Consider the following 22,802-nt stretch of genomic DNA (forward strand, 5'->3'; position numbering starts at 1 on the left):
GGAGGAAGATTCAGAGGAAGCTTAGGGCTGGAAAGAAAAGGGAAGAGCTTCTGGAAAAGTATGGGAGAAGGGAGAGGAACAGGCTGAATGACCTTTATCACAAATTGGCTAACAAAATCGTTGAATTAGCTGAAAAATACGGTGGTATTACCTTGGAGGACTTAACGGAAATCAGGAACACAATAAGGTATTCGGCTGAAATGAACGGTCGCTTGCACAGGTGGAGTTTTAGAAGGCTTCAAGCCATTATTGAGTATAAAGCCAAGTTGAAGGGTGTGAGTGTCGTTTTTGTTGATCCTGCTCGCACTTCATCCCTGTGCCCGATATGTGGGGGGAAGCTAGTCCCGAATGGGCGCAGGGTTTTGAAGTGCGAGTGTGGTTTTGAGGCTGATAGGGATGTGGTTGGCTCGTGGAATATTCGTTTGAAAGCCCTGAAGATGTGGGGAGTCTCCGTTCCCCCCGAAAGCCAGCCAATGAAGACGGGAGGCTGGAAGCCTACCCGTTACGAAATTAACACCCTACACACACTTTACGGGTAGGCAGAACGGTGCTCTTTGCGTTTATATTGGGATTCCTAATAGCATACCCATTTGCTGGATTTCAAGAAGCTTTGCTCTACGGTGCATTGATAACTCCAACAAGCGTCAGCATAACCGTAAGGGTTCTAATGGAACTTAGAAGGCTCAGAACAAGAGAAGGCACAACTATTCTGGCAGCCGCGGTTGTTGATGATGTCCTTGGGATTCTCATTCTCACAATGGTCATTTCACTTTTGCGTGAAGGCAGTATAGACTACAGAACTATTATGGAGATTATTGTAGAAGTAAGCGGTTTTCTGGCGATATTCCTTTACCTCGGCCCCATATTTGCGGAAAAGGCTTTTAAGAGAATTTCACGTATAGATTTGCCCGAATCAACGACTGCATTTGCAATTGTGTTTTTGATACTCTTTGCCTATATGGCCGAACACCTAAATCTGGCGTCCATCTTAGGGGCGTATATGGTAGGTCTCACTATAGGGCAGACAAGCTACAAAAAACAGGTTGAAGACCATGTAAGTATTTTGGGTTATTCTTTGTTCATACCCATCTTTTTTGTTGAGGTCGGCATGAGAATCGAACTGACCTATGTATTTCACGCAAGCATCTTTGCAATTCTCTATACTGCTATGGCAATAATAAGCAAAGTAGCAGGATGCGGCATGGGGGCATATTTGGCGGGCTTTGACCTTAAAGCATCTTTGAGAATTGGCATTGGGATGATCCCAAGGCTTGGAGTGGAGCTTGCCATGCTAACCATAGCACTTTCAAGTGGAGTTATTGGTTCAGAGGCACTGACTATAGCAATCTTCATGGTATTTGTAACAACTATGTTAACACCTCCTTTGCTTAAATTGGCATATAAGCACTGACTAATTGAACTTATGAAAGTCAAAGATGAGTTCTTTGGAACTTTTGAAAGAAAAACTATTATATTTTAAAAGACATAACTACCTCCAGGTGAATCTTGTGGTGTATGCACTCATTAAGGAGGAGATATCAAACGGGAAGCTGATAGATGTGGTGGTGCTGATAGGAGATAAAGAAAGGATAAACGAATTCATTTATGAAAACATTCATAAATTCTACAAAGAAGGAGGGAGCTTTCTAAAGCGGAAAGAAACAGAGGATAGGCTCTATGAAGTATGGGAGCTCCAAAAACCGGATGGAGATATCATTGAGTTACGATTTTATGTATTCGGGGACGAAAACATAGACTCCATCAGTATAATTAAATGAGAATTGGTGCGGTGGCCGGGATTTGAACCCGGGTCACCGGCTTGGGAGGCCGGTGTCCTAGACCAGGCTAGACTACCACCGCTCAAGAGAAATAATGAGAAAAGGGTTTAAAAGCTTTACTTTAAGCGCTCTAGAATTATAGCAGGACAAACCTTTGTAACACCGTCAATTTTTCCGATTTTGTTTGACATTATATCCGCGAGATCCTCCCCGTCTTTTGCCCATATTTCCGCCATTATCATGTGATCGCCACTTGAAAGATAAAGCTCCTTAACAAACTCGAATTCTTTCAATTTGCTGGCAACCTCAAACAGCTTTTCTGGCTTTGTGTCAACTCCAGTCAGGCTTATCAAATTATATCCAAGCTTTTGGGGGTTTACTTTGATTGTATACTGCTGGATTATACCCTTCTCTTCAAGAGCCCTAACCCGCTTTCTTACAGCTGTCTCACTTATACCCAACACCTTGGCTATTTCCGTGAAAGGTGTCCTCGCATCCTTTGTCAGCATCTCAATTATAACCCTATCTTTTTCGTCTAACATACATCTCACCTCATTGTTATTTTGTCGAAACATATATATTAACTTTTTGAACTCTAAAGTTCTCCCTTCAAACTTAGTTTTGCTATGAGCTCAACATGTGGAGTATGGGGAAACATGTCGAGTCCAATTATGCTCTCCAGAGAATACCTCTCTTTAAGCTTTTCTACGTTCTCAGCAAAAGTTTTTGGGTTGCAGGAGACGTAGACCAGATTCTCTGGTGAATCCTTCAAAATCTTTCTTATGAGCTTTGGATGCAAACCTGCCCTCGGAGGATCTACTATAACGGTGTCGTAAATGCCAAGGTTTTCAACATCTTTATCTGCACCAACTCTAAATTCAGCCTCAACATTGTTTATTTCAGCATTTTTCTTTGCCATACCAACTGCGAAGGGGTTTATCTCAACGCCCTCTACTTTGAACCCTCTCTTGGCAAGGTATATTCCAAAGGTCCCCACACCAGAATATAGGTCGAGAACTTTTTCACCCTCAACGAATTCAGCTGCATTTTTTAGAAGGTTGACAGCTTGATATGAGTTTGTCTGGAAAAATGAGTTCGGGTGAATCAGGTAAACAACATCGTCAAGCTTTTCTCTGATGAACTCATTTCCCCAATTTTTCTTGGGCTCTCCGTAGGACACATCACTCTTACTATCGTTAATACTCCAGTAAAGGGAATCAGCAAAATCAAAATACTGACTTATTTCTTCGGGCAACTCTCCAGAAGAAGTTACCAAGTTCACCATTAGGTCTCCTGTAAATTTTCCCTCCCTGAGCACAATATATCTTAAAAATCCCTCACTCTTTTTCAAATCCCAAAGCTGAATTCCAAAATCCTCCACAAACTCCCTCAGAGCACTCAGGGCAGTCCTGCTCTTTCCCCCAAACACTTTGCATTCTTCAATTTCAACAACATCCCACCAGCTCCCCCTCCTTCTAAACCCTATTCCATTCGTCGTCGTTGCAACGTCAATTCTGTTTCTATGCCCGTAGATTTTTGGAGAGGGAAGCACTTCAACCTCAACCTTGAGAAGACGGGCAAGTTTCTCTTCTTTAAACTGGATCTGTTCCTCATAGGGGACGTGTTGGAGCAAACAACCCCCGCATTGCCCGAAATGTGGGCAAACCGGCTCTACCCTATTTGGAGAAAGTTCAACTATCTCGTAGTCATGGGCAACGAGCTTTTTCTTCTCCCTGTGCCATCCTTTAATTTCAACAACATCACCTGGAGAAGTGAATGGGACAAGTATATTCTTTTTCCCGACCTTTACTTCCCCAAATCCTTCCTCACTTAGCCTTTCTATCTTCGCTCTCATGGTTCAATGTTTTTGGGATGTATATAAAAAGATGCCGCTCAAGTTTAGAAGAATTTCTAAAATATCTTGTCACCGTGCCAACCGGTATGGGACAACCCTTATTAAGGATGAGAGAGTAATATTAATGGTGTTTTCGTGATGGTTGTCAGAAAGGATGTTGTATATAAACTTCTTGCAACCAAGAAAAAAGCCATTTCTCTGCAGAAGTTGAGCGAAGAGCTCGAAACCCCCACTTCTTACCTTTTGAACACCTTAAAACATCTAGAGTCCGAAGGGCTTGTTGAAATATCCTTCGGGGAGAAAAAAGCTACAATAATGGTAAAAGCAAAAACTATCGAAGATTATTTTTAATCCCTTCCCTGCTTTTCTTTATATTTGAGCAGCTCTCCTACTGTCACAAGAGGTATCAGCTGGTAACCTTCTTTTAATAGGGCTTCCTTTGCACCTTCCTCCCTATCGACCACCACCATAATTGCAATCACTTCAGCCCCTTCTTTCTCTAAGACTTTTGCAGCTCTTAAAACGCTATTTCCCGTCGTTGTAACGTCTTCAACTAAGAGAACCCTGTCTCCAGATTCCACTACCCCCTCAATCTGCCTCCCTGTCCCGTAGCTTTTTTTCTCTTTACGCACTATTAAGAGGGGCTTTTCTGTCTCCAATGCCAACGAAACGGCTATAGGGACAGCTCCAAGTTCCGGCCCGGCTATTTTGGCATACTCAATGCCCAGCTCTTCCGCCTTAGACTTCATAAGGGAAGCAATAAGCTTCAAAGCTTTTGGGTTGGTTATCAGCTTTTTGATGTTTATGTAATAGTTACTTTCTTTTCCAGAGCTCAGAATGAAGTGGCCGAACTCTATGGCTTTCTCTTTGAATATCATCTCAATTAGTTGGCCTTTTTCCTTTAACATCTCCATGTAAATCACCTTCTCTTACCCTAGACATATTAAACAAAAAATTTATAAATCTTTGCAGAGTTAATTTGGTCGGGCTTTATGCGGTTTCAAGATGTGATTAGCATAGATGATTTTAGAAAAGAAGACATAGACTATGTTTTGAAGGTTGCAGAAAGACTCGAAGAGGAGCTCAAGAGAGAAGGAACCCTTAAATACGCAAAGGGAAAAATTCTGGCAACTCTTTTCTTTGAGCCGTCAACAAGGACAAGGCTGAGCTTTGAAAGCGCAATGCACAGACTTGGCGGAGCAGTTATAGGGTTTGCTGAGGCATCAAGCACAAGCGTCAAAAAGGGAGAAAGTCTAATTGACACAATAAGGACCGTAGAAAACTATGCAGACGTAATAGTCATAAGGCATCCGCGAGAAGGGGCAGCAAGGTTGGCCGCTGAGGTTGCGGAAGTGCCGGTGATAAACGCCGGAGATGGGGCAAATCAGCACCCCACGCAAACCCTGCTTGACCTCTACACAATCAAAAGAGAATTCGGAAAAATAGACGGGCTCAACATTGCTCTTCTTGGAGATCTCAAGTATGGAAGAACCGTGCATAGCCTGGCAAAAGCTCTCTCCTACTACAACGTCAGGCTTTACTTTGTAGCGCCTAAGGGCTTGGAGATGCCAAGGCACATAGTTGAAGAAATATCAAACAAAGTTGAAATAGTGGAAACCAGCGATCTGGGGGCTGTAATCCCTGAAGTTGATGTGCTATACGCAACGAGAATTCAGAAAGAGAGGTTCCCAGATCCAGAGGAGTACAACAAAATAAAGGGCTCGTACAGAGTAGATTTGAAAGTTCTTGAGATGGCCAAAGATACGCTAAAGGTAATGCACCCATTGCCGAGGGTTGACGAGATATCCTATGAAGTGGACAACACAAAGCATTCCGCGTACTTCAGGCAGGTATGGAGCGGGGTTCCGGTGAGAATGGCTCTTCTCGGCATCGTCCTGGGGGTGGTAGAATGAAGGAGCTGAAGGTCTCAGCGATCAACAAAGGGACCGTTATAGACCATATTCCGGCCGGCAGAGGTCTGAAGGTTCTTGAAATCCTAAACTTGCCAGAAGACAGCACAATACTCGTAGCAATAAACGTGAGAAGCGAAAAACTTGGGAAGAAAGACATCATAAAAGTTGAAGGAAAAATACTGAGCGAGGAAGAGGTCAACAAAATAGCCCTCATAGCCCCGAGTGCCACCGTGAACATAATAGATAACTGGGAAGTCGTAGAGAAGAGAAATGTTGAAGTGCCGGATGAGATAGTTGGAATAATCAACTGTGCAAACCCCAACTGCATAACACACTACGAAGAGGTAAAGCCAAAGTTCAAAGTAATCTCAAAGAGGCCGCTCAAGCTGAAATGCTACTACTGTGAGAGGACAATGGAAGAGGACACTGTGCTTAAAAATCTGCTGTGATGGTCAAAATGATTATCAAAGGAGAAATACTCTCAAAGAGCTTCAAGGGAAAAGGCTACATAGTAGTCAAGGACGGGCTAATCAGAAGCGTTCAGCGGGAGAAACCGGGAGAGGTAGACATCGATGCAGAAGACAAACTTATTATCCCCGGACTAATAGACATGCACGCACATTTTCGAGAGCCGGGATATGGGCACAGAGAAACAATAGAGAGCGGGTCAAGAGCGGCAGTTCACGGAGGTGTTACTACTGTTGCCCTCATGCCAAACACAAATCCTTCCATGGACAGTGTTGAAGTAATAGAATACGTAAAAGAAAAGGCGAAGAAAATAGGACTCATTGATACACTTCCCGTAGGGGCAATCACAAAAGGCAGAAATGGAAGAGAGCTCACGGACTTTGAGAAACTTGCCGAACATGTTGTGGGCTTTAGCGACGATGGGACAACACCTCAAAGCTTTAAGGTATTCTTGAACGCTGCAAAACGTGCAAAAAAAGTAAACCGGCCAATTTTAGACCACGCGGAGATAACAGAGCTCTCAGGAGGCAGCATGAGAGAGGGGAAATTTTCAAGGCTTTACAGCATAAGCGGGATTCCTGACATAGCAGAATCAATCGCCGTTGCGAGAGATGTAGAGGTAGCGAGGTACACAGGGGCTCATATCCACATACAGCACCTCTCGACAAAAGCTTCCGTAGAGATAGTCAGAGAAGGAAAGAGACAGGGGATTCCAGTGACTGCTGAAGTTACCCACCACCATCTCCTTTTTAAGGACGAAGACCTGAAAGACCGCTCCCCGTTCAAAAAAGTCAACCCACCCCTGCCAAGAGAAGAGGATCAGGAAGAACTTATAAGAGGGCTCCTTGATGGTACAATCGATATAATAGTCACCGATCACGCTCCTTATTCTCCTGAAGAAAAGAGCGTGGACATTGAAAAAGCTCCCTTCGGAATAAGCGGCATTGAGACCCTGCTCTCGTCTTTGTTGCTGATAGCAGAAAAACATGAAATAAGCTTTGAGATCCTTCTGGAAAAAGTCACCTACAGCCCTGCAAATCTCTTTAACATCCCCCTAAAAGGAGATATAAGAGAAGGCTACATGGCGGACTTAGTTATCCTAGAGCCGGACAAAGAGTGGAGAGTCACAGAAAAAAGCTTGTTCTCAAAAGGTAAGAATACTCCATTCCTCAGGAGAAAGCTCCCGGGAGTAGTTGAGATGACAATTAAGGAAGGCAAAATCGTCTATCGGAGGGATAACGTTTGATTGAAGCTGAGCTTATAGAAAAGAGAACAGCAAAAGATTATGGGCTCTTTAAGTTTAAGCTGAAAGAGAAGCTAAAAGACCCAGATGCCGGGCAGTTTGTAATGCTGAAATCCCCCGATGAGCCAATCCTTGCAAAACCTTTCTCTATATACTCCTACAAAAACAGAAAACTCACACTGTTCATAAAGCGCGTTGGACGGCTGACTGGAAAGGTATTCTCCAGCCCCATAGGGGAGGTATTTTACGTAAGGGGGCCCTATGGGATACCTTACATCAAGAAAATCGATAGAGACAAAAAGTACATCCTGATTGGGGGCGGAAGTGGGGTAGCCCCTCTAAACTTCTTTTCAGAGCTTTATCCAGAGCTCGTTTATAAAAAGCTCTACGGGTTCAAGGGAAGATACATAAGGGAGCTCTTTGAAGAGCAGTCATCCCTTGTAATAGAAGAAGAAAGTGGAAAAACCGTCGTTGATGTGCTGAGGGAAGTTTATTCAGAAGGGTTAGGAGTCCTGGCCTGTGGCCCAATCCCTATGCTGAAGACCCTCCCGCCCGGTTCGTACGTCTCCCTTGAGAGCGTAATGGGGTGTGGAATCGGAACATGCAAAAGCTGCGCCGTAAAAACAAAAGAGGGCATTAAGATGGTATGCAAGGACGGGCCACTCTTTAGAAAGGAGGAGATACAATGGGAGTGGATTTGAGCGTCGAGGTACTAGGGTTAAAGTTCAAAAATCCACTTGTGCTTGCTTCTGGGCCGGCAGGGTTTGGCTTTGAGCTCCAGCAGTATTTGGATATCTCGAAAGTAGGTGCAATAACACTGAAGACTGTCACTCTCAACCCAAGAGAGGGAAACGCCCCTCCAAGGCTTGTCGATACCCACGGCGGGATAATAAATTCCATAGGCCTGCAAAATCCCGGCATCGAGGAGTTTGTAAACATCATCGCTCCCAAACTTAAGGAGATTAGAACAATAAAAATCGGAAGCATCGCCGGGTTCACCATAGAGGAATGGAAAATCCTGGGAGAGAAAATGGACAAAATTAAGGATATCAAGGCCATCGAGCTGGACCTCTCATGCCCCAACGTGGAAGGAAAGAAAATCTGGGCCAAAGATGAGGAACTTACTCAGGAAGCGATAAAGGCCGTAAGAGAATCGACGGATAAGCCAATAATAGCCAAGCTAGCCCCCGACGTTACGGATATAGTGAAGGTAGCAAAGAAAGCAGTAAATGCTGGTGCCGATGCTCTGAGCCTCGGGAACACCATAGAAGCTATGAGGATAAACATTGAAACCGGACTACCTGTCCTCAAACTCAAAACTGGTGGCTTAAGCGGTCCTTCGATAAAGCCTATTACTCTTGCGAGAGTCTTCAGAGTGGCTGAAGCCTTAGAGATTCCGATCATAGGGATCGGTGGAGTCATGAACTGGCAGGACGCTTTGGAATATGCAATGGCCGGCGCATCTCTTGTAGGAATAGGGACGGCCATTATGGTAAATCCCCAAGCCCCACTTGAAATTTTGCAGGGCATTGAAAGCTTTCTGAGGCAAAAAGGAGTTGAGAAGTTTGAAGACATCATCGGAATAGCCCACAGGGGTGGATTCTGATGTTTATTAAGAAGTATAGAAAAGCGAGGGACAAGAACTCGTCAATTTTGGTAGTTGGTCTTGACAGCGACCCCGGAAAAATCAAGGGGTCTAAAAGTGTGGTGGAGTTCAACGAACACATTATAAAAGAAACGGCTGACTTGGTATGCGGGTACAAGATAAACATTGCATTCTACGAAAAGCTCGGATGGGAGGGATACATGGCACTTGAAGAGACAATAGAGCTCATAAAAAACGAGACAAACCTGCCAGTAATACTGGACGCCAAAAGAGGCGATATCGGGAACACTGCAAGGGCTTATGCTAAAGCCTATTTCGATAGACTGGGTGTTGATTCAGTAACCGTCAATCCATACATGGGGAGAGACGCCATAATACCGTTTTTGGAGAAGGGACATGCTTTTATTCTGCTCTTGACTAGCAACGAATCGATAGGGGATGTAGAGCTCCACGTCTATCCAAGAGTTCTCGAACTTGCAAAAGAGCTTGAAAAAAGCTATCCAGAAAGGGTTGGCATAGTGGTGGGTGCAACAAGAAAAGACCATATAAGCAAAATTTCTAATGCGAGTGGAGATCTTTCATGGCTGATTCCCGGTATTGGAGCACAGGGAGGAGATCCAGAAGTTCTCAAAGAACTGAAGAGAAGAGATGTCGTGGTTAACGTTTCAAGAGCCATCATATTTGCAGAGAACGTGAGAAAGAAAGCAGCGGAGTTCAGAGAGCTGCTGGCAAGGCAGTATTTCGATTAGAGATACCCCAATTTCCCCAAAATATGCAAAATTCCCTCAGCAGCACCTTCCCCATATGGCTTGCTTGTTACATAATCCGCTTCTTTTTTAACACTCTCTGGAGCTTGAGCCACGGCAATTCTGTAACCCACTACCCTAAAGGCATCGAGATCGTTTTCACCGTCTCCAATGTGGGCCACTTCTTTCGGACTTATGCCTAAAAGCTCACAGGCTTTTTTTATCCCTTCGCCTTTGTTTACGTGAGGCTGCTTTATGTGTATGGCATATCCACTGTCCACCGCTACAAGGTTCAAGCCGAGTTCCTTTATAATCTCCCTAACCGCCTCAACTGGAACCGTTCTTTTTATAACAAGTCCTGCCCTTCTTTCACCAAATCTCATTGTATCGCTCATCTCCGCTTGAGGATAGCGTTTTTTGAGCTCGCTCCAGAGAATCATAGAATCTCCCATATCTCCAAGAAAAATCCTGTTGTTTTGCTTATCCCCAATAACTCCTCCATCCTCCGCAATAAACGGACCGCTTGTCCCTATTAAGATGCTTGCCGCGTAGGCAAAGCACGCACTGTTTCCAGTAACAAGCATAACAGGCACCCCAAGCCTTTCCGCGAGCCTAATGGCTTCCAATGCCTTCTCGTGGAGCCTCCTATCGGGGTAAGTTATAGTCCCATCAATATCCACCGATATTGCCCTTATCATCTTCATCCCCTCAATGATCCTTCATAATTTCTCTCATCACGCTCGTAGCGTAAACGCCCTTGGGCAGGAAGAATCGGAATATAAGCCCCTCCTCAAACGTTCTGTACCTGAACATCTTGGGTTTTATTAAAAGCTCTCTTCTCCCACCGGGCTCTGCCAATATCTTAAGGTGTTTCATCTTGAACTCTTCTAAGGTTATTCCTTCTTCCTCCAGAACTTCTCGTTCGATTCTGCCCATCTCTCCATCGGCAAGCCTTGAGGCAAATCCAAAAACAGGCCCTGTGACCATTGCTTCTCCTTGTTTTATCTTTTCATTTACAAAGCGAATGGTTCTCTCGGTAACTTTGAACGTTTTGCTTCTCAAGGGGAGCCCCCTCTTTACCTGACAGACAATATCACCGGGAAGTGCTTCATTAAGGGGCAATCCTTCCTCGATTCTTCTTGAAAGAACTTTGTTGAAGAGATAGGACTGGTAGGAGTGGATAAATATCCTCACTATTGGCCTTGGAAGAACTGCAAAGGCTTTTTTCCAGCTTTTTGTTTCCTTATACCTGTAGAGCATGGCCCTCTCATACCTCAAAAAGTTGGGAAACTCTTCTAATGCCTTTTCAACATCCCCGCTTTCCAAAAAGTTCTTCCTAGCTTCATCTCCCATCATATCTCCTGTATACTCCCCTAAAAACTTAAACGCTGCCTCTTCAAACTGTCCCTTTAAAAGAAGCTTCCCCACTTCGTGGTTTATTACCCTTCTCTCACCAAAACGCTGGTATCCAAAGTAGTTTGGGAAGCCGCCTTTGGACTTGAGCTCTGCTAAAATTTCCTTCGTTCGTTCCAAAGCTTTTTCTGGATCTCCAACATCTCTCACGGTTATTTTAAAGTGGTTCCCAACAAGCATGCCAAGCTTCAGGGGCTTTCCATACCCTACAAGTCTTAGGGAGATGTCCTGAATATTTAAGGATTCAGCTCGTTCCTTAACTTCCTCCAGATTGTCAGAGCATATGCTGATGTACTGGTAAGTTACCGCATGCCTATCCTTAGTGCCGGCAAACCCAATCTGCTTATAGTCGATACCAATCCTCTTTGCTATCTCCTTCACGGCAGCCATTGTTTCCCAGTTCCGTTTTTTAAGAAGGTATATCAAGCACTCTCTCCCTTTGAAAATGCTCTTTGGGACTTTTTCTTTCACTATAAAATCCTCTGGATAAGTTTTAATTTTCCCCCCTATCCCGGGAGATGAACTCAAATACTTGAACTGAGCAAAAAATTCCTTATAGTCCATTTTCATCACTCACATAAGTTTTAAGTTTCCGGTAACTTTATCAACCATCTCTTCAGGTGCTGGACCAATTGCCAGGCACGTTATCGTTCCCGGGGGAATTTCTGTTAAGCCCGCATCCCTTATCAATGCCGTCGGAAGACCAAGCTTCTCTGATTGGGCCTTTAGCTCAAAAAGCTCTTTTTCGCTTTCCACTTTTACGACGACTTTTTTCTGCCCCTCGTTGAACCAAGCTTTAAACCACTCCGGTTTTTCTTTGTAAGCCTTAAAAGCAGCTGTAACAGCTCCGTGTGCTACTTGCACCGCTAGTTTTCCTTTGCTGAGCTTTAAATCCGATCTGACTACCATAACCTGTTTATACTTGAACATTTCCCACCCCAAGAACAACAAATAAAAAAGGGTATATAAAGGTTAAGAAAAGACCAAACTTTATGCTTCTTCAGCAGCTTTTTCTTCGGATTTCAATGCTTCCTCTTTCTTTGGAAGTCCTCCAGGCCTTTTCTTTCTCCTTCCAAGCTCTTTAAGTACTTTCTCGTACTTTGATTTGAGGTCGATGTAGTTGTAGGCCAGAACTGCTGAGACTATAACGAACAGAATTGTTAAAATTGACCACCAGTTGACACCCTTTTCTGGCGGTATGTAAGGGGCTGTTATGTTATAGAGCTTTTCAGCGAGTAGCACTCTTGTCTCGTCATCTAATTTTACTAACATTGAGTTTACGTATTGTGGGAGCTCTTCAGGAGATAAATCGACCTTGACTTCCTTTATTGCAGGTGGAAGTGAGTTCACTACTACAAGGTTTCCAAAGTTCTCCTCATGCCAATTGCCGAGTGGGTCTTGGTAAACCAGCACTGCACTTATTATCGCATTGTCTGGCCTTAAAAGTGCATATTCACTCTCTAATGTTTTGGTTTCCCCTGCCTTAAGGTCTCCGACAAAGAGCTCTGTTTCACCGTCAATGCTATCTGGAAGGAGCAGTTTAATTGTAGCGTTTTTTATAAATTCGTATTCTGCATCGTTACCTTCGGCAGATACTGTAAACTTAAGCTTGGCAGTCTTTTCTTGCGTATGGACATAAGTGCTCCATGTTCCGTTGAACGCTTCTCCACTCAAAGAGAGCTCTGGTAAGCCATAAACAACAATCTGGCTGATAGTATTTGATTTTACGATCTTCTTTTCTCCTGCTTCATTGTAATACTGAACGTTTACTGTATCAAGCTTATAGCTTCCTACTTGAGTGGGTTTTAAGGTGTAAACTAAAACCGGCATTTTTGTGAAGGCATCTAGCATTTTTAGGTTCCAGGTTCCAATTCCGCTTCTGAGCTCAAAACCATCTGGTATGGGAGCAACAACATTAACATCAAACGCCTTGCCTTTCCCTTGATTTTCAACGTTGACAAATACTATAAGTTCATCTCCGTCGAGTAGAATCTTGGTTGTGCTGACGCTTAGTTCAACTTTTATGTTTGCTTCCCTAATTATTGGTTGAACCTCAGAACCTTGAGGAGCATACAACCTGACTTTTGTACGGTTGTAGCTTAACTCCACACTGTTGGGAGGTATTTCTACTCTGATAGGCACTTGGGATAATTGATATCCCGAACCTTCCTTCACATTAAACGTCTTTATTGGTTTGTTATCCTTATCAAAGACACTGAAGCTTGAGTAGTATCCAACAGAATTTAGTCTCAACTTGTAGGTAGTTTGATTGATGTTAAAGGCCAATATTTCGCCAACATAGAGGATATCGTTATAGATGAGCTCTGTCGGTTCAAGAGTTGTTTGTTGCGATGGTTCCTGGCTAACCTGTGCTTTCTTTACCTGAAGGGAAGTTGCTTCGTATTCTGGGATATATATGTCAAAACTAACCTCTCCATCCTTTGTAGAACTCTGGAGATATATGTAGACATAGGGATAGTAAGATATTGTTTTTCCCGAAATCTCGGTGATTTTGTAAGGAACACCGTAGCCTCCACCTTCACTGATAGTCTGGGTAATGGTCTCATAAGGGAGGATTATCTCAAACTTTGCACTATCATCGTATGCCTCCACTACTTTTATTTTAATCTCTGGCAACCAAGAAGGCAGTTGATAAGTCCCTCCTTCATTTATAGTCTTGCTTTCCAATTTTTTCAGCGGAGATTCAATTCTGAGGTAAATGGTTTTTTCATATGATTTTATCCAAGCGATTTTTACGTAGAACAATGGACTATTCTCAGGGAATGGATGGCTATCTTCAATCCCAAGCACTGGAGTAGCACTTGGGGTGGTTTTGCCTTTTTCGTAGATATGTATGTTCACCTTAGTCCAGGAAGGATTAACATCTGCAAACTTGATTTCATAGTTGCCGAAAATCACTGAATCTCCAAGGCCGAGCTCTATTAGGGTTACTTGGGCAGTTGAAGGCACCGCTGATTTTACAAGGGGTACAACGGACAACATCAATAATCCAACAATGAGTATAGCGACTTTTCTCATCATTTCCTCCTCCGGCAAATTGTCTCCTAAAATCATAAAAAGATGAAATGATATAAATCTCTTATGGTTCCAACCTTTTCCTGTCCCTTGGGAAAAGTATAACTTCTCTAATATTGTTCAAGTTAAGCATCTGCTTGAGCAGTCTCTCGGCTCCAAGACCAAAGCCTCCGTGAGGTGGCATGCCATAGCGGAATGCCTTAAGGTAGAACTCAAAGCTTTCTACTTTCAGACCCTTTTCTGCAATCTGCTCTTTTAATTTTTCATAGCGGTGTTCTCTCTGACCTCCGGAAGTTATCTCCACGCCCCTGTACTCAAGGTCAAATGCCCTCGATATTTCGGGCTTGTCGTCGTACCTCATTATGTAGAAGGGTTTTGCTTCACTTGGGTACTGATAGATAAAGTAGAGATCCTCATCGTAGGTCTCTTTGATGTATTGCCCCAGCATTTTCTCTCCTTCTGTGTCAATGTCCTCTCCCCAGGGAATTTCTTTTCCAAGGTCTTTAAGTATTTCAAGAGCTTGAGTGTATGTAATCCTCCTGAATGGAAGCTTTGGTTCCTCAAGCTCAAGATCTAAAATCTTGAGCTCCTTCTCGTTGTGTTCTCTAACGTAGTTAATCGCATGTGCAACAAGCCTCTCAAGGAGTCCCATAACTTCATCTTCGCTCTCTATGAAGGCCATTTCAGCATCAATACTCCAAGCTTCGTTTAAGTGCCTTGTTGTGTTGTGCTCCTCCGCTCTGAAGATGGGAGCTATCTCAAATACTCTGTCCAGTCCAGATGCCATCATGATTTGCTTGTAAAGCTGGGGAGATTGAGCCAAAAACGCATCTCTTTCAAAATACTTCATGGGAAAGAGTTCCGTACCTCCTTCCGTGGCAGTGGCTATTATTTTCGGTGTGTGAATCTCAATGAACCCTTCTTGATAGAAGAAGTCCCTCACTGCCTTAAAAACACTTGAGCGTATTTTGAATATCGCCATAACTTCGGGCCTTCTTAGATCCATAAACCTGTTGTCAAGCCTAGTGTCAAGCTCGGCCTTAACCTTGCCCGTAGGGTCTAAAGGAAGCGGAGAGTCTGCTCTTGAAAGGATCTCAATCTTTTCTGGGATTATTTCAAACCCAAGCTTGGCTTTAGGGGTGAAGTTAACCACGCCTTCAACTGCAATCACATCTTCGCTGTTGAGCTTTGGAATGAGAGCAAAAACCTCTTCATTGACCTTCTTTTTTGGGGCTGTAATTTGAACTATGCCCTCTCTGTCCCTCAGCCAGAGAAACTTTATTCCTCCAAGGTCCTTGACCTCATAAACCCATCCCGCAACTTTTACTTTTTTTCCATTTAACTCTTCAGTTATCTGGCTCGAATAATGAGTTCGGTACATATTCAATCCCCCAAAAAATTAGAAATCAGATAAAGGATATCTTAACCTCAACCCCGGCTATCTTTGAAAGTATGTCCTCCAAAATCTCCTGCCTTTCGGGAAGCTTCTGCCTGTCTCTTCTTATTACGAGCACTTTGTAATACTGTCCATGCGGAGCATAGACAACGTTAACGCCAAAGACTCCCGCAGGGTATAGAAGGTCGGTTGCAAGTTTCTTGAGGTCATCGGTGTCTTTGATTTCTCTGCCTTCAATAACTCTAACTCTCTTTCCAAGTTCTCTCATGAGAAGCTTGATGTTTTTACCACCTTTTCCTATGACAAGAGGGACGTTCCCTTCTCCAACCATTATTACTACCAAATCCCCAGCCTCAACGGCTTTTTTAAACTCAACGTCAGCGTCGCCCAAGAGTTTGTAGAGCATTCTCGAAATCTTGACATCAAGCTCAGAAATCAATCCCTCTTGAAGTTTCTTTTCATCTGCCGGGCACAAAATGTCCTCCGTTTTCAGACACACCTCACAGATTGGCGCTTTCATTAGCTCACCTCCCAGTTATTTGCAAAAAATGAACATAAGCTAACACTCCTTTGCAGACGTTATTTAAAAACCTTATCCCATTCAAAAATATTGAAATATTGAGAAAATTTAGCGCAAATACCGACAATCTAAAGTTCTCCTTCAATCTCCTTAAGGAGCCTTTCAATAAACTCCTCAACAAACCTATGCCTTTCCTCTGCTAGTCTTTTTGCAGTTTTTGTGTACATTAAATCCTTAAGCTTTAGTATTTTCTCTTCAAAGTGCTTTATGGAAGCCTCAATATCCCGTCCATGTTCCCCTGAATACATAAAGACCCTCGCAACTCCTATAGCCCCTATTGCATCAAGCTTATCAGCATCACTGAGGATTTTTGCTTCAAGCGTTTGAGGTTCTGGCGGCCTTGAGAACCGATGGGCCTCAATTGCGTGAACAACGTCCTCAACTTTCTGATAGTTAAGGGAAGTCAGGAACCTGCGAGCAATCTTTGCGCTTTCCTTAGCGTGGTCTTCAACAAGTCCTTTATCCTCCAGAGGCCTGGCAATATCATGAAGCAGAGCAGCTAAAGCCAAAACTTCCAGATCCGCTCCCTCTACCTTACCAATATGTAAGCATAGATTGAAGACCCTTTTAACGTGAGAAAACCCATGAGTCCCCTCCCGCTCAAAGAAGTCTCTGGCAAATTCTTCGACCTTTTTGATTAGCTCTATGCTTTTTTTATCTTTTATGTACTCTTCAACCCTCATTCTCTTCACCTGATTTTATTCTCAACAATGGAACTAAGCAACCTTAAAAATCTTTTATGTACTTCAATAGGTACACCATCAACACTGAGCTCGGGTTTTTTGATAACCCCATCTATAACTCCTGAAGATACCAAAGCCTTCAAAATCTTTTCTTCCTCATTCTCCCAGCCGGCTAGCATGTTTTTCCCCAGCTCAAGAGACGCCTGGGCAATTAACCCATAAGCCCCCCAGTTAGACACCGCAGAGAGAACTAAAGAATCAACTTCGATGACACTCCCTATTTTCTCTCCAAACTTTATGTACTTGCAGACTAACTCCCTTATGTTTCCCATCCCTATTTCGTTTCCTCCATCCCCGATACCAATTGTGGGAATGCCGAGCTCTCTAGCTTTTAAGAACAGCTCATCAAAAGGAGGCACCTCTATTTCCAGAGCGCTCATTGAGTAGTACTTCCCATCTTTGGCCCTTCCCGGTGTTTCAACACTTATTAAGAGAGAATAGTCCTCAATAGAGGGGTTCTGAGCAAAATTTACTTTAAATTCCTTAAGAGCATCTTGAATCTTTTTGCACGTCAGTATCTCGGCTTTTCCTCCCAGCTTTTCAACAGCTCTGTAGATGGCTAAAGCCCCAGGTGGACCATCGGTTTCGGCTATCTGCATCGGCGGAATTGGAAAACATGAAACAATCAAAACTCTGTCGAGATTTTTTAAAAATAAGGAAGTAGCTTCTCTCAAAAAATCAAAGTTATCTCTGCGATATTCAATATAAAGCCTTAAGACGTTCCTTCCATAGATGTCGGTGTTTATTAGATGCCCTATCATTTTTCATTCCTCGATTTCATATGCTATAATTTTGACTTTTTTGCCCTTTATTGCCTCTTTAAGGAGCCACCACAGTTCTGTTGGAGATTCTCTCCTGTGGGTTAACTTATCCCCATTCTCAAGCTCTATAACTTTCTCCTCGTATTTTACAAAGACCCCTTCCTTATTGAATATCTCCCTCATCTTAGACCCCCCAAGATTGTTCTCAGTTGGTGGAGGCTTCTGATTTCAAAATCCGCGAAGTTGTAATCCTCAACGCCTTCCCTATTAATCCATACTGCAAGCATTCCAACGTTTTTTGCTCCATAGACATCTTGGTGCAAATTATCCCCAATCATTATGGATTCCTCAGGCTCCACATTTAATTTTTCGCAGGCATATAAAAATATTTTAGGGTCGGGTTTTACGGTTTTTACGTCTTCCCTAATCACGATTACATCAAAGTACTTATCAAGCTTTGTTATTCTTAGCTTTAACTTCTGGTACTCTGGACCGCTTGTTATCACGCCGAGCTTATACCCCTCTTCTCTCAGCCACTCCAAAGTTGGCTTCACATCAGGGAAAACGTGAATCTTGTGAGGATACTGCCTCAAGAGCTCCTCGTATCTAAAGTCCAGCCCAAAGATTTCAAAAAAGAAGTTCCAGTCGTGCCATTCGTAAGTATCCCGTTTCTCAGAGAGCTCTCTGAGGAATTTTAATCTGGCATCTCCTCTCGAAATCCCCAACTTCTTTGAAAGCATATCATAGACCTGGGGGAGAAAGAGCATTATAAGCGGTTTTTCACTTAAAAGGGTCTCATCTATGTCAAAGAACACCGCTTCCATCCTACCACCCCTTAACCAAAAGGGAGAGGATTTCAACCTGATCCTTTAAGCCCTCTTCCATCTTTACCCCCCATATTATGTCTTTCTCTTTTAAGAGGCTTTGAAACATGCTGAGTATTTTGTGAGCATAATTCAGCGGGACTTTTTCACCAACTAAGATGTTCACCAAGCCCCTGTCCCATATTCCCCAGTGCCAGTCAAAATCAACCTTCCTTAAAAGACGTAATATGCCCACGTTGTTTCCCTTTACCATGCTAAAGAAGTCAGCGTAATCAACATTTACCAGCATTTGGTTTTCTAGGTAATAGTAGAGTCTCGTGAACATCAGGCCAATATTTTTTGCTGCCATTTGGAATGCAGACTCAAGGGACGAAGAGGTGTATTCGTCAAGAAATTCCCACAAGGAGTCATAAAATACGGTGTCAAAGTTCTCCGCCCATTGAGGCTTTTCTTCGTTAATAAGCTCCCTTTGGGGGGTAAGGAGGTAAGCCAGTTTAAGGGGCTTTCGCGGCACATATTCCAGAATAATTTGCATTATTTCAACATTTACTGGCTTATTTTCAAGGATAAACCATAAAATTGCATCATCCGGAATGTTCCAGAACAACTCCTTAAGGTTTTGACGGAAAGAAGACCTTCCAAGCAGATAATATGTTGGATTTATCACGATCTTTGGGGTTCTTTTTATATCAATATTTTGAACAACTTTGCCCCCATTATTCCCAATTCCAACGAAAATATGGGAAAAAGAAACCATATGGATCACTCTAAGGTTGCGTGTTTTTTCTTCATCTCTTGTTCGGTCTTCTGGAACGTTGCCATTAGAAGTGCTATGATACCGTCCAAGAACAGCATAGTTGAGTCTTCAAACAGCGTACCCATTGGAGCAATCCACTTGTATTGGGTGAGCATTTGCCTTGCAATATAATCGGTTGGAATGTCTGATTTTGTCCTTCCCGGAATCTCTACCACAACATCGGCAAGCTTTCCAAGAGTGGAGTCTTTATATGACGTTATCGCAACAATTTTTCCGCTCTGCTTCTTCGCAATTTCAGCCGCATCTACTATCGTTCTTGTTTCACCACTACCACTGATTGCAATTAAGAGGTCTCCTTCTTCAAAGGCTGGGGTAATCGTTTCACCAACAACATAGACGTTAAAGTCAAGGTGCATCAAGCGCATTGCGAAAGCCTTGCCAACAAGGCCGCTTCTTCCGGCACCGTAAATGAAGATTTTATTTGCCCCTATCATGGCATCTACCATTCCTCTGACCTGCTCAAGCTTTAGAGAATCCGCAACCATGTTTATATGTTCGGTTATATCTTTGATCGCTTTTCTTATGGTAGCCATGTATTCACCCCAGAATAGGTCAATTATTTTTCTTGTGACTTCTTCGGGATCTTTCGCCTTTGTTATTGCGCCTCCAACAATGATAATAGTTGCCCCTGCTTCAATAACTTTGGGAATCGTTTCTAAGTTTAAGCCACCTGCAACAGCGACTGGGACTTTTACTGCTTTTACAACTTTCTCTAAATCTTCTAATGGGTTCTTTCCTTGGGCCTGCTCGTCTATTCCCGTGTGAACTAAAATGTAATGAACACCCATTTGCTCAAGTTCTTTAGCCCTTTTTACCTTATCCTTAACTCCTATTAGATCAACCATTACCTTTATTCCATACCTTCTTGCAACTGCCACAGCGTCTTTTATCGTCTTGTCATCTGCAACTCCAAGTATTGAGACAACATCAGCACCGTGTCTCGCTGCCATCTCAACTTCAAGGGCCCCAGTATCCATTGTTTTTAAATCTGCTACAATTTTTCTATCGGGGAATCTTCTTTTCATTAGTTCTACAGCTCTCATGCCTTCCTTTTTTATTAGGGGAGTCCCCACTTCAAGCCAATGGGCTCCACCGCGAGCGGCTTTCTCTGCTATAGACATTGCTTGCTCTATATCAGTCAGATCAAGCGCTACCTGCAGGATCATCTTAACGTACCTCCTAATAATCCTCAAGTTAACATCAAAACTGGCGCTTTTAACTTTAACTCTTCCACATATAAATTTAAAAGGGATAGCTCGAAATAGCTTTGGGGAGGTAAAATGGTTACATTTATCCCTTTCGGGGAGAAGCCCAATAAAGAAGGAGTTATGTACACCATAGAATTGTTAAAAAAGAACAAACTAATCGAGGATTTTATGATTGTCGAATCGAATAATGTAGAACTCCTTGCAGACAGAGTACCTTTAGATAAGTGCTATATCATTGGAGAGCATTTAGCAACGTATGGAATAATCAAAAGGGTAAAACCACAGTCTATAATAAGTATCGATGCTCATACTGACCTCATGCACGATTACCTTGATCACGGTTCATGGCTCGCCTATGCTCTGGAGGAGAAAGCAGTGAACAGAGCTGCGGTAGTTGGACCAGTATTGATGGTACCCACCACCGAAGGTACAAGTTTATGGGTAAGAAGAGTTAAAATCTTCCCTGCACTCCCAAGAACCAGAAAAGTAAGAGGAAAATGGAAAGCATACAAAAGCCTAAAAACTTCCCCAATAGACGAAATAATTGCAGAAATGCGAAGATACCTTGGAAAAGAAGTCTACCTGACAGTTGACATGGACGTTCTAAAGCCCGAATATAAGATTGCCAGATTTCAGCATGGAGAGCTCACCTTGGAAGAGCTGTTAGAACTTATAAGCGAAATTAAGAAAAACTTCAAGATAGTAGCATGTGATATAGCGGAAATTTCAGACAAAATAAAAAGATCAAAACTTGGAAAGAAAGCTTTGATTGAAGTTTACAGGGCACTTATAGGTGAGTAAAATGGTACTAAGCGACAGAGAAATTAGAGAGATAATCACCCCTCTCCTTCTGTCCGGCGCAAAGATGCTCGATAAACACTGTCCGAAATGCGGCTCCCCACTTTTTGAACTAAATGGAAAGGTTTTTTGCCCAATTTGTGAACACAGAAAAAGAGAGGAAAAGGTTGAGCTAAAAAGTGTTGAAGAAAGCCTTCTAGAAAAATTAAGGTTATTGGCAAACCAGCTTCCTGACGACATTGAGGAGTTAAAAAGATATTTGGAAGTTATGAAGATGATAGTAGAACTGCTGGAGAAGTATAAGAAAATGGAGGGAGTAGAATGAAGCACCTGAAGATTTTGAATATACTCACAAAAGAAATGACAACAGAAGAAATTGCAAAAGAAAGTGGCTTGAGCTTAGCCGAGACAAGAAGATTTTTGCTCAGACTCCTGGAGCAAGGCAAGATTGAGAGCGTTGAAAGAGATGGAAAAATCTTTTGGAAATTGAAAGAAAAAAGCAGGGAAGAGGAAGAGTTTAAGTACCTTTAAGTTTCCTTTAAACTTTCTCCGCTTTTTCCCAGTATTCATTGAACTTTCCTTTAAAGAGCTCAACTACTCTAAAGTCCTTTATCCAGACCTGGGTCTCGTAGTTGAAGTATCTCGCTGCCAAGTCCTCTAAAGCAAAGAACACCTCTTCGTCACATATCAGCATTGGGAGCTCCATTTTCTCAAGTACTTTGAGTTCCAGCTTTCCTTCTTTGTAATAATCCATTAGTTTTGATGTCTCGATTCTTGGAAGGAGCTGTTTGGGCACAATTATTTTTACATTGACTCCTCTATCAACGGCTTTTGTTAGCTCCTCATCGAGGTTCGCCGCGATGTAGCCGTTATCTGCCAGCAGTATTTCCTTTTCAACCTCTTCAAGCATCTCCTGAGTCTTGAGAGTTGAGTTTCTAATACCCCTAACTACCCAAACTCTCTCCACTCCATATTTGGGAACCTCTGTTTCTATTAACGGAGTCATGAGTTCTAAGAGTTCCTCCTTAGCCTTCTTCTTGGCTTCAAGTTCCTCTTTTACTCTAACCTGCCAGTCCTCAATGAACTTCTCAAGAACGTTTTTGGGGTGCACTGGCCTGTATTTGTTGGCTTTTCCTGGTTGACTCAATGCAAATCCTTTCTTTTCTAAACTTCTTAAGACATCGTAAGTTCTTGGAGCTGGTACTTCGGAAACACTCACAAGCTCTGCGGGTGTGAGAACCCCAAAGGCGACCAATGCAACATAAGCCCTAGCCTCGTACAACTTCAGTTCAAAGTGCTCCTGTAAAAGCTCTACCATTCTTTCTTTCACCATTTTTAATCACCTCTTCTATTTGTAAAATAGCCAAAGACCTATATAAATTTTTTCTTATCGAGCTTAGTTGTCCTTTTTCTAATTGTAATTTTATTTTGACTGCATGAATATGCAATTCTGTTACTATTAAAATAGTTAAAAATACACAACAAAGCATGTAACATGCATTTACACATAACCCTGTTACAGAGCAGTGAATTTAAACAACGTGAACACTTTGTTGAATTTTCACGATATTGTCAGGATAACTGGGGCATCACCTCCTGAAGCCATTCAATAACATC

At 42.8% G+C, this 22,802-nt stretch carries 28 protein-coding genes, 1 tRNA gene and 1 pseudogene; 13 read left to right on the forward strand and 17 right to left on the reverse strand.

What is annotated here, in order from left to right; genetic code table 11:
* The 3 genes and pseudogenes from THEPK_RS01020 to THEPK_RS01030 all read left to right on the forward strand — a co-directional run.
* A partial coding sequence (locus tag THEPK_RS01020) for an RNA-guided endonuclease InsQ/TnpB family protein (protein WP_042697208.1) occupies positions 1-539 on the forward strand: 539 nt, incomplete at its 5' end.
* Positions 539-1,411: pseudogene (locus THEPK_RS01025) on the forward strand (cation:proton antiporter); the annotation flags it as partial. The gene THEPK_RS01020 and the pseudogene THEPK_RS01025, both read left to right, overlap by 1 nt.
* 97 nt (positions 1,412-1,508) lie before the next feature.
* Positions 1,509-1,778, forward strand: a complete 270-nt coding sequence (locus tag THEPK_RS01030) for a hypothetical protein (RefSeq protein WP_042697211.1) — start codon at positions 1,509-1,511, stop codon at positions 1,776-1,778.
* Between the two features lie 4 nt (positions 1,779-1,782).
* Here the strand turns inward: THEPK_RS01030 and THEPK_RS01035 are convergent.
* From THEPK_RS01035 to rlmD, 3 genes are all read right to left on the reverse strand, one after another.
* Positions 1,783-1,860: transfer RNA gene (locus tag THEPK_RS01035), tRNA-Gly, on the reverse strand.
* A 34-nt stretch (positions 1,861-1,894) separates the two neighbouring features.
* Positions 1,895-2,320: an HTH-type transcriptional regulator LrpA gene (gene lrpA / locus THEPK_RS01040; protein WP_004067285.1), complete on the reverse strand. Its 426-nt coding sequence runs from the start codon at positions 2,318-2,320 to the stop codon at positions 1,895-1,897.
* A 53-nt stretch (positions 2,321-2,373) separates the two neighbouring features.
* Positions 2,374-3,633: a 23S rRNA (uracil(1939)-C(5))-methyltransferase RlmD gene (gene rlmD, locus THEPK_RS01045; RefSeq protein WP_042697214.1), complete on the reverse strand. Its 1,260-nt coding sequence runs from the start codon at positions 3,631-3,633 to the stop codon at positions 2,374-2,376.
* 138 nt (positions 3,634-3,771) lie between these two features.
* On the opposite strand from rlmD, the gene THEPK_RS01050 reads away from it, so the two are divergent.
* A complete protein-coding gene (locus tag THEPK_RS01050; protein WP_042697217.1) occupies positions 3,772-3,984 on the forward strand; it encodes an Rrf2 family transcriptional regulator in 213 nt (70 codons plus the stop codon).
* Here THEPK_RS01050 and pyrE read toward each other — a convergent pair.
* Entirely contained in the window at positions 3,981-4,547 is a 567-nt protein-coding gene (pyrE, locus tag THEPK_RS01055; protein ID WP_052315863.1) for an orotate phosphoribosyltransferase, read from the reverse strand. The two genes, THEPK_RS01050 and pyrE, sit on opposite strands and share 4 nt — an antisense overlap.
* A gap of 78 nt (positions 4,548-4,625) precedes the next feature.
* Between pyrE and pyrB the strand changes: the two genes are divergently transcribed.
* The 6 genes from pyrB to pyrF are packed head-to-tail and all read left to right on the forward strand — an operon-like array spanning position 4,626 to position 9,612.
* Positions 4,626-5,546 (forward strand): aspartate carbamoyltransferase, encoded by a 921-nt coding sequence (gene pyrB, locus THEPK_RS01060; RefSeq protein WP_042697218.1) that lies wholly within the window; start codon positions 4,626-4,628, stop codon positions 5,544-5,546.
* Complete coding sequence (gene pyrI / locus THEPK_RS01065) at positions 5,543-5,995, forward strand: aspartate carbamoyltransferase regulatory subunit (RefSeq protein WP_042697220.1); 453 nt, start codon at positions 5,543-5,545, stop codon at positions 5,993-5,995. Before pyrB ends, pyrI begins: the two co-directional genes overlap by 4 nt.
* A gap of 8 nt (positions 5,996-6,003) precedes the next feature.
* Positions 6,004-7,260, forward strand: a complete 1,257-nt coding sequence (locus THEPK_RS01070) for a dihydroorotase (protein WP_052315864.1) — start codon at positions 6,004-6,006, stop codon at positions 7,258-7,260.
* Positions 7,257-7,958, forward strand: a complete 702-nt coding sequence (locus THEPK_RS01075; RefSeq protein WP_042697225.1) for an iron-sulfur cluster-binding protein — start codon at positions 7,257-7,259, stop codon at positions 7,956-7,958. Before THEPK_RS01070 ends, THEPK_RS01075 begins: the two co-directional genes overlap by 4 nt.
* On the forward strand, positions 7,943-8,863 hold the full coding sequence (locus THEPK_RS01080; protein ID WP_042697228.1) for a dihydroorotate dehydrogenase: 921 nt from the start codon (positions 7,943-7,945) through the stop codon (positions 8,861-8,863). The genes THEPK_RS01075 and THEPK_RS01080 overlap by 16 nt, the downstream gene beginning before the upstream one ends.
* Positions 8,863-9,612: an orotidine-5'-phosphate decarboxylase gene (gene pyrF / locus THEPK_RS01085; RefSeq protein WP_042697231.1), complete on the forward strand. Its 750-nt coding sequence runs from the start codon at positions 8,863-8,865 to the stop codon at positions 9,610-9,612. The genes THEPK_RS01080 and pyrF overlap by 1 nt, the downstream gene beginning before the upstream one ends.
* Here pyrF and THEPK_RS01090 read toward each other — a convergent pair.
* The 12 genes from THEPK_RS01090 to hxlAB form a co-directional block, all read right to left on the reverse strand.
* Positions 9,609-10,307, reverse strand: a complete 699-nt coding sequence (locus THEPK_RS01090; RefSeq protein WP_042697234.1) for a phosphoglycolate phosphatase — start codon at positions 10,305-10,307, stop codon at positions 9,609-9,611. The two genes, pyrF and THEPK_RS01090, sit on opposite strands and share 4 nt — an antisense overlap.
* Before the next feature lie 10 nt (positions 10,308-10,317).
* Entirely contained in the window at positions 10,318-11,586 is a 1,269-nt protein-coding gene (truD, locus tag THEPK_RS01095) for a tRNA pseudouridine(13) synthase TruD (RefSeq protein ID WP_042697236.1), read from the reverse strand.
* Between the two features lie 9 nt (positions 11,587-11,595).
* A complete protein-coding gene (pth2, locus tag THEPK_RS01100) occupies positions 11,596-11,952 on the reverse strand; it encodes a peptidyl-tRNA hydrolase Pth2 (RefSeq protein ID WP_042697238.1) in 357 nt (118 codons plus the stop codon).
* 60 nt (positions 11,953-12,012) lie between these two features.
* On the reverse strand, positions 12,013-14,061 hold the full coding sequence (locus THEPK_RS01105; RefSeq protein WP_042697337.1) for a COG1361 family protein: 2,049 nt from the start codon (positions 14,059-14,061) through the stop codon (positions 12,013-12,015).
* Between the two features lie 61 nt (positions 14,062-14,122).
* Entirely contained in the window at positions 14,123-15,439 is a 1,317-nt protein-coding gene (gene aspS / locus THEPK_RS01110; protein WP_042697241.1) for an aspartate--tRNA(Asn) ligase, read from the reverse strand.
* Positions 15,440-15,464: 25 nt separating this feature from the next.
* Positions 15,465-15,974 (reverse strand): KH domain-containing protein, encoded by a 510-nt coding sequence (locus THEPK_RS01115; protein WP_042697243.1) that lies wholly within the window; start codon positions 15,972-15,974, stop codon positions 15,465-15,467.
* Positions 15,975-16,102: 128 nt separating this feature from the next.
* The gene (locus tag THEPK_RS01120) at positions 16,103-16,717 is read right to left on the reverse strand and encodes an HD domain-containing protein (protein ID WP_042697246.1); all 615 of its coding nucleotides are present in this window, start codon (positions 16,715-16,717) and stop codon (positions 16,103-16,105) included.
* A 5-nt stretch (positions 16,718-16,722) separates the two neighbouring features.
* The gene (locus tag THEPK_RS01125; protein ID WP_042697249.1) at positions 16,723-17,538 is read right to left on the reverse strand and encodes a DUF4392 domain-containing protein; all 816 of its coding nucleotides are present in this window, start codon (positions 17,536-17,538) and stop codon (positions 16,723-16,725) included.
* Positions 17,539-17,541: 3 nt separating this feature from the next.
* Positions 17,542-17,721 (reverse strand): hypothetical protein, encoded by a 180-nt coding sequence (locus tag THEPK_RS01130; protein WP_042697252.1) that lies wholly within the window; start codon positions 17,719-17,721, stop codon positions 17,542-17,544.
* Positions 17,718-18,362 (reverse strand): HAD family hydrolase, encoded by a 645-nt coding sequence (locus THEPK_RS01135; RefSeq protein ID WP_042697255.1) that lies wholly within the window; start codon positions 18,360-18,362, stop codon positions 17,718-17,720. Before THEPK_RS01135 ends, THEPK_RS01130 begins: the two co-directional genes overlap by 4 nt.
* Position 18,363: 1 nt before the next feature.
* The gene (locus THEPK_RS01140) at positions 18,364-19,119 is read right to left on the reverse strand and encodes a hypothetical protein (protein WP_042697257.1); all 756 of its coding nucleotides are present in this window, start codon (positions 19,117-19,119) and stop codon (positions 18,364-18,366) included.
* 5 nt (positions 19,120-19,124) lie between these two features.
* Positions 19,125-20,345 carry a bifunctional 3-hexulose-6-phosphate synthase/6-phospho-3-hexuloisomerase gene (hxlAB, locus tag THEPK_RS01145; RefSeq protein WP_042697259.1) on the reverse strand — a complete coding sequence of 407 codons (1,221 nt, stop codon included), beginning with the start codon at positions 20,343-20,345 and terminating at the stop codon, positions 19,125-19,127.
* Between the two features lie 114 nt (positions 20,346-20,459).
* On the opposite strand from hxlAB, the gene THEPK_RS01150 reads away from it, so the two are divergent.
* From THEPK_RS01150 to THEPK_RS01160, 3 genes are read left to right on the forward strand one after another with little or no spacing between them, the layout of a single operon-like run.
* On the forward strand, positions 20,460-21,188 hold the full coding sequence (locus THEPK_RS01150) for an arginase family protein (RefSeq protein WP_042697261.1): 729 nt from the start codon (positions 20,460-20,462) through the stop codon (positions 21,186-21,188).
* A gap of 1 nt (position 21,189) precedes the next feature.
* Positions 21,190-21,510: an Sjogren's syndrome/scleroderma autoantigen 1 family protein gene (locus THEPK_RS01155; protein WP_042697263.1), complete on the forward strand. Its 321-nt coding sequence runs from the start codon at positions 21,190-21,192 to the stop codon at positions 21,508-21,510.
* On the forward strand, positions 21,507-21,716 hold the full coding sequence (locus THEPK_RS01160) for a winged helix-turn-helix transcriptional regulator (RefSeq protein WP_042697265.1): 210 nt from the start codon (positions 21,507-21,509) through the stop codon (positions 21,714-21,716). Before THEPK_RS01155 ends, THEPK_RS01160 begins: the two co-directional genes overlap by 4 nt.
* 7 nt (positions 21,717-21,723) lie before the next feature.
* Here THEPK_RS01160 and trmBL2 read toward each other — a convergent pair whose 3' ends face one another.
* Positions 21,724-22,518: an HTH-type transcriptional regulator TrmBL2 gene (gene trmBL2, locus THEPK_RS01165; RefSeq protein ID WP_042697267.1), complete on the reverse strand. Its 795-nt coding sequence runs from the start codon at positions 22,516-22,518 to the stop codon at positions 21,724-21,726.
* Positions 22,519-22,802 lie beyond the last annotated feature (284 nt).

It is taken from the genome of Thermococcus sp. PK (assembly GCF_000430485.1).
Lineage (GTDB): Archaea > Methanobacteriota_B > Thermococci > Thermococcales > Thermococcaceae > Thermococcus_A > Thermococcus_A bergensis.

Excerpts from the sequence above, each read along its gene's own strand:
- THEPK_RS01135 (WP_042697255.1), bottom strand. The coding sequence starts at position 18,362 with ATGGAAGCGGTGTTCTTTGACATAGATGAGACCCTTTTAAGTGAAAAA.
- THEPK_RS01080 (WP_042697228.1), top strand. The coding sequence starts at position 7,943 with ATGGGAGTGGATTTGAGCGTCGAGGTACTAGGGTTAAAGTTCAAAAAT.
- THEPK_RS01125 (WP_042697249.1), bottom strand. The coding sequence starts at position 17,538 with ATGATAGGGCATCTAATAAACACCGACATCTATGGAAGGAACGTCTTA.
- pyrE (WP_052315863.1), bottom strand. The coding sequence starts at position 4,547 with ATGGAGATGTTAAAGGAAAAAGGCCAACTAATTGAGATGATATTCAAA.
- THEPK_RS01120 (WP_042697246.1), bottom strand. The coding sequence starts at position 16,717 with ATGAGGGTTGAAGAGTACATAAAAGATAAAAAAAGCATAGAGCTAATC.
- lrpA (WP_004067285.1), bottom strand. The coding sequence starts at position 2,320 with ATGTTAGACGAAAAAGATAGGGTTATAATTGAGATGCTGACAAAGGAT.
- THEPK_RS01130 (WP_042697252.1), bottom strand. The coding sequence starts at position 17,721 with ATGAGGGAGATATTCAATAAGGAAGGGGTCTTTGTAAAATACGAGGAG.
- rlmD (WP_042697214.1), bottom strand. The coding sequence starts at position 3,633 with ATGAGAGCGAAGATAGAAAGGCTAAGTGAGGAAGGATTTGGGGAAGTA.
- THEPK_RS01115 (WP_042697243.1), bottom strand. The coding sequence starts at position 15,974 with ATGAAAGCGCCAATCTGTGAGGTGTGTCTGAAAACGGAGGACATTTTG.
- pth2 (WP_042697238.1), bottom strand. The coding sequence starts at position 11,952 with ATGTTCAAGTATAAACAGGTTATGGTAGTCAGATCGGATTTAAAGCTC.
- THEPK_RS01160 (WP_042697265.1), top strand. The coding sequence starts at position 21,507 with ATGAAGCACCTGAAGATTTTGAATATACTCACAAAAGAAATGACAACA.
- THEPK_RS01070 (WP_052315864.1), top strand. The coding sequence starts at position 6,004 with ATGATTATCAAAGGAGAAATACTCTCAAAGAGCTTCAAGGGAAAAGGC.
- pyrI (WP_042697220.1), top strand. The coding sequence starts at position 5,543 with ATGAAGGAGCTGAAGGTCTCAGCGATCAACAAAGGGACCGTTATAGAC.
- THEPK_RS01140 (WP_042697257.1), bottom strand. The coding sequence starts at position 19,119 with ATGGTTTCTTTTTCCCATATTTTCGTTGGAATTGGGAATAATGGGGGC.
- trmBL2 (WP_042697267.1), bottom strand. The coding sequence starts at position 22,518 with ATGGTGAAAGAAAGAATGGTAGAGCTTTTACAGGAGCACTTTGAACTG.
- truD (WP_042697236.1), bottom strand. The coding sequence starts at position 11,586 with ATGGACTATAAGGAATTTTTTGCTCAGTTCAAGTATTTGAGTTCATCT.
- THEPK_RS01150 (WP_042697261.1), top strand. The coding sequence starts at position 20,460 with ATGGTTACATTTATCCCTTTCGGGGAGAAGCCCAATAAAGAAGGAGTT.
- THEPK_RS01105 (WP_042697337.1), bottom strand. The coding sequence starts at position 14,061 with ATGAGAAAAGTCGCTATACTCATTGTTGGATTATTGATGTTGTCCGTT.
- THEPK_RS01050 (WP_042697217.1), top strand. The coding sequence starts at position 3,772 with ATGGTTGTCAGAAAGGATGTTGTATATAAACTTCTTGCAACCAAGAAA.
- hxlAB (WP_042697259.1), bottom strand. The coding sequence starts at position 20,345 with ATGATCCTGCAGGTAGCGCTTGATCTGACTGATATAGAGCAAGCAATG.
- THEPK_RS01155 (WP_042697263.1), top strand. The coding sequence starts at position 21,190 with ATGGTACTAAGCGACAGAGAAATTAGAGAGATAATCACCCCTCTCCTT.
- pyrB (WP_042697218.1), top strand. The coding sequence starts at position 4,626 with ATGCGGTTTCAAGATGTGATTAGCATAGATGATTTTAGAAAAGAAGAC.
- THEPK_RS01090 (WP_042697234.1), bottom strand. The coding sequence starts at position 10,307 with ATGATAAGGGCAATATCGGTGGATATTGATGGGACTATAACTTACCCC.
- aspS (WP_042697241.1), bottom strand. The coding sequence starts at position 15,439 with ATGTACCGAACTCATTATTCGAGCCAGATAACTGAAGAGTTAAATGGA.
- pyrF (WP_042697231.1), top strand. The coding sequence starts at position 8,863 with ATGTTTATTAAGAAGTATAGAAAAGCGAGGGACAAGAACTCGTCAATT.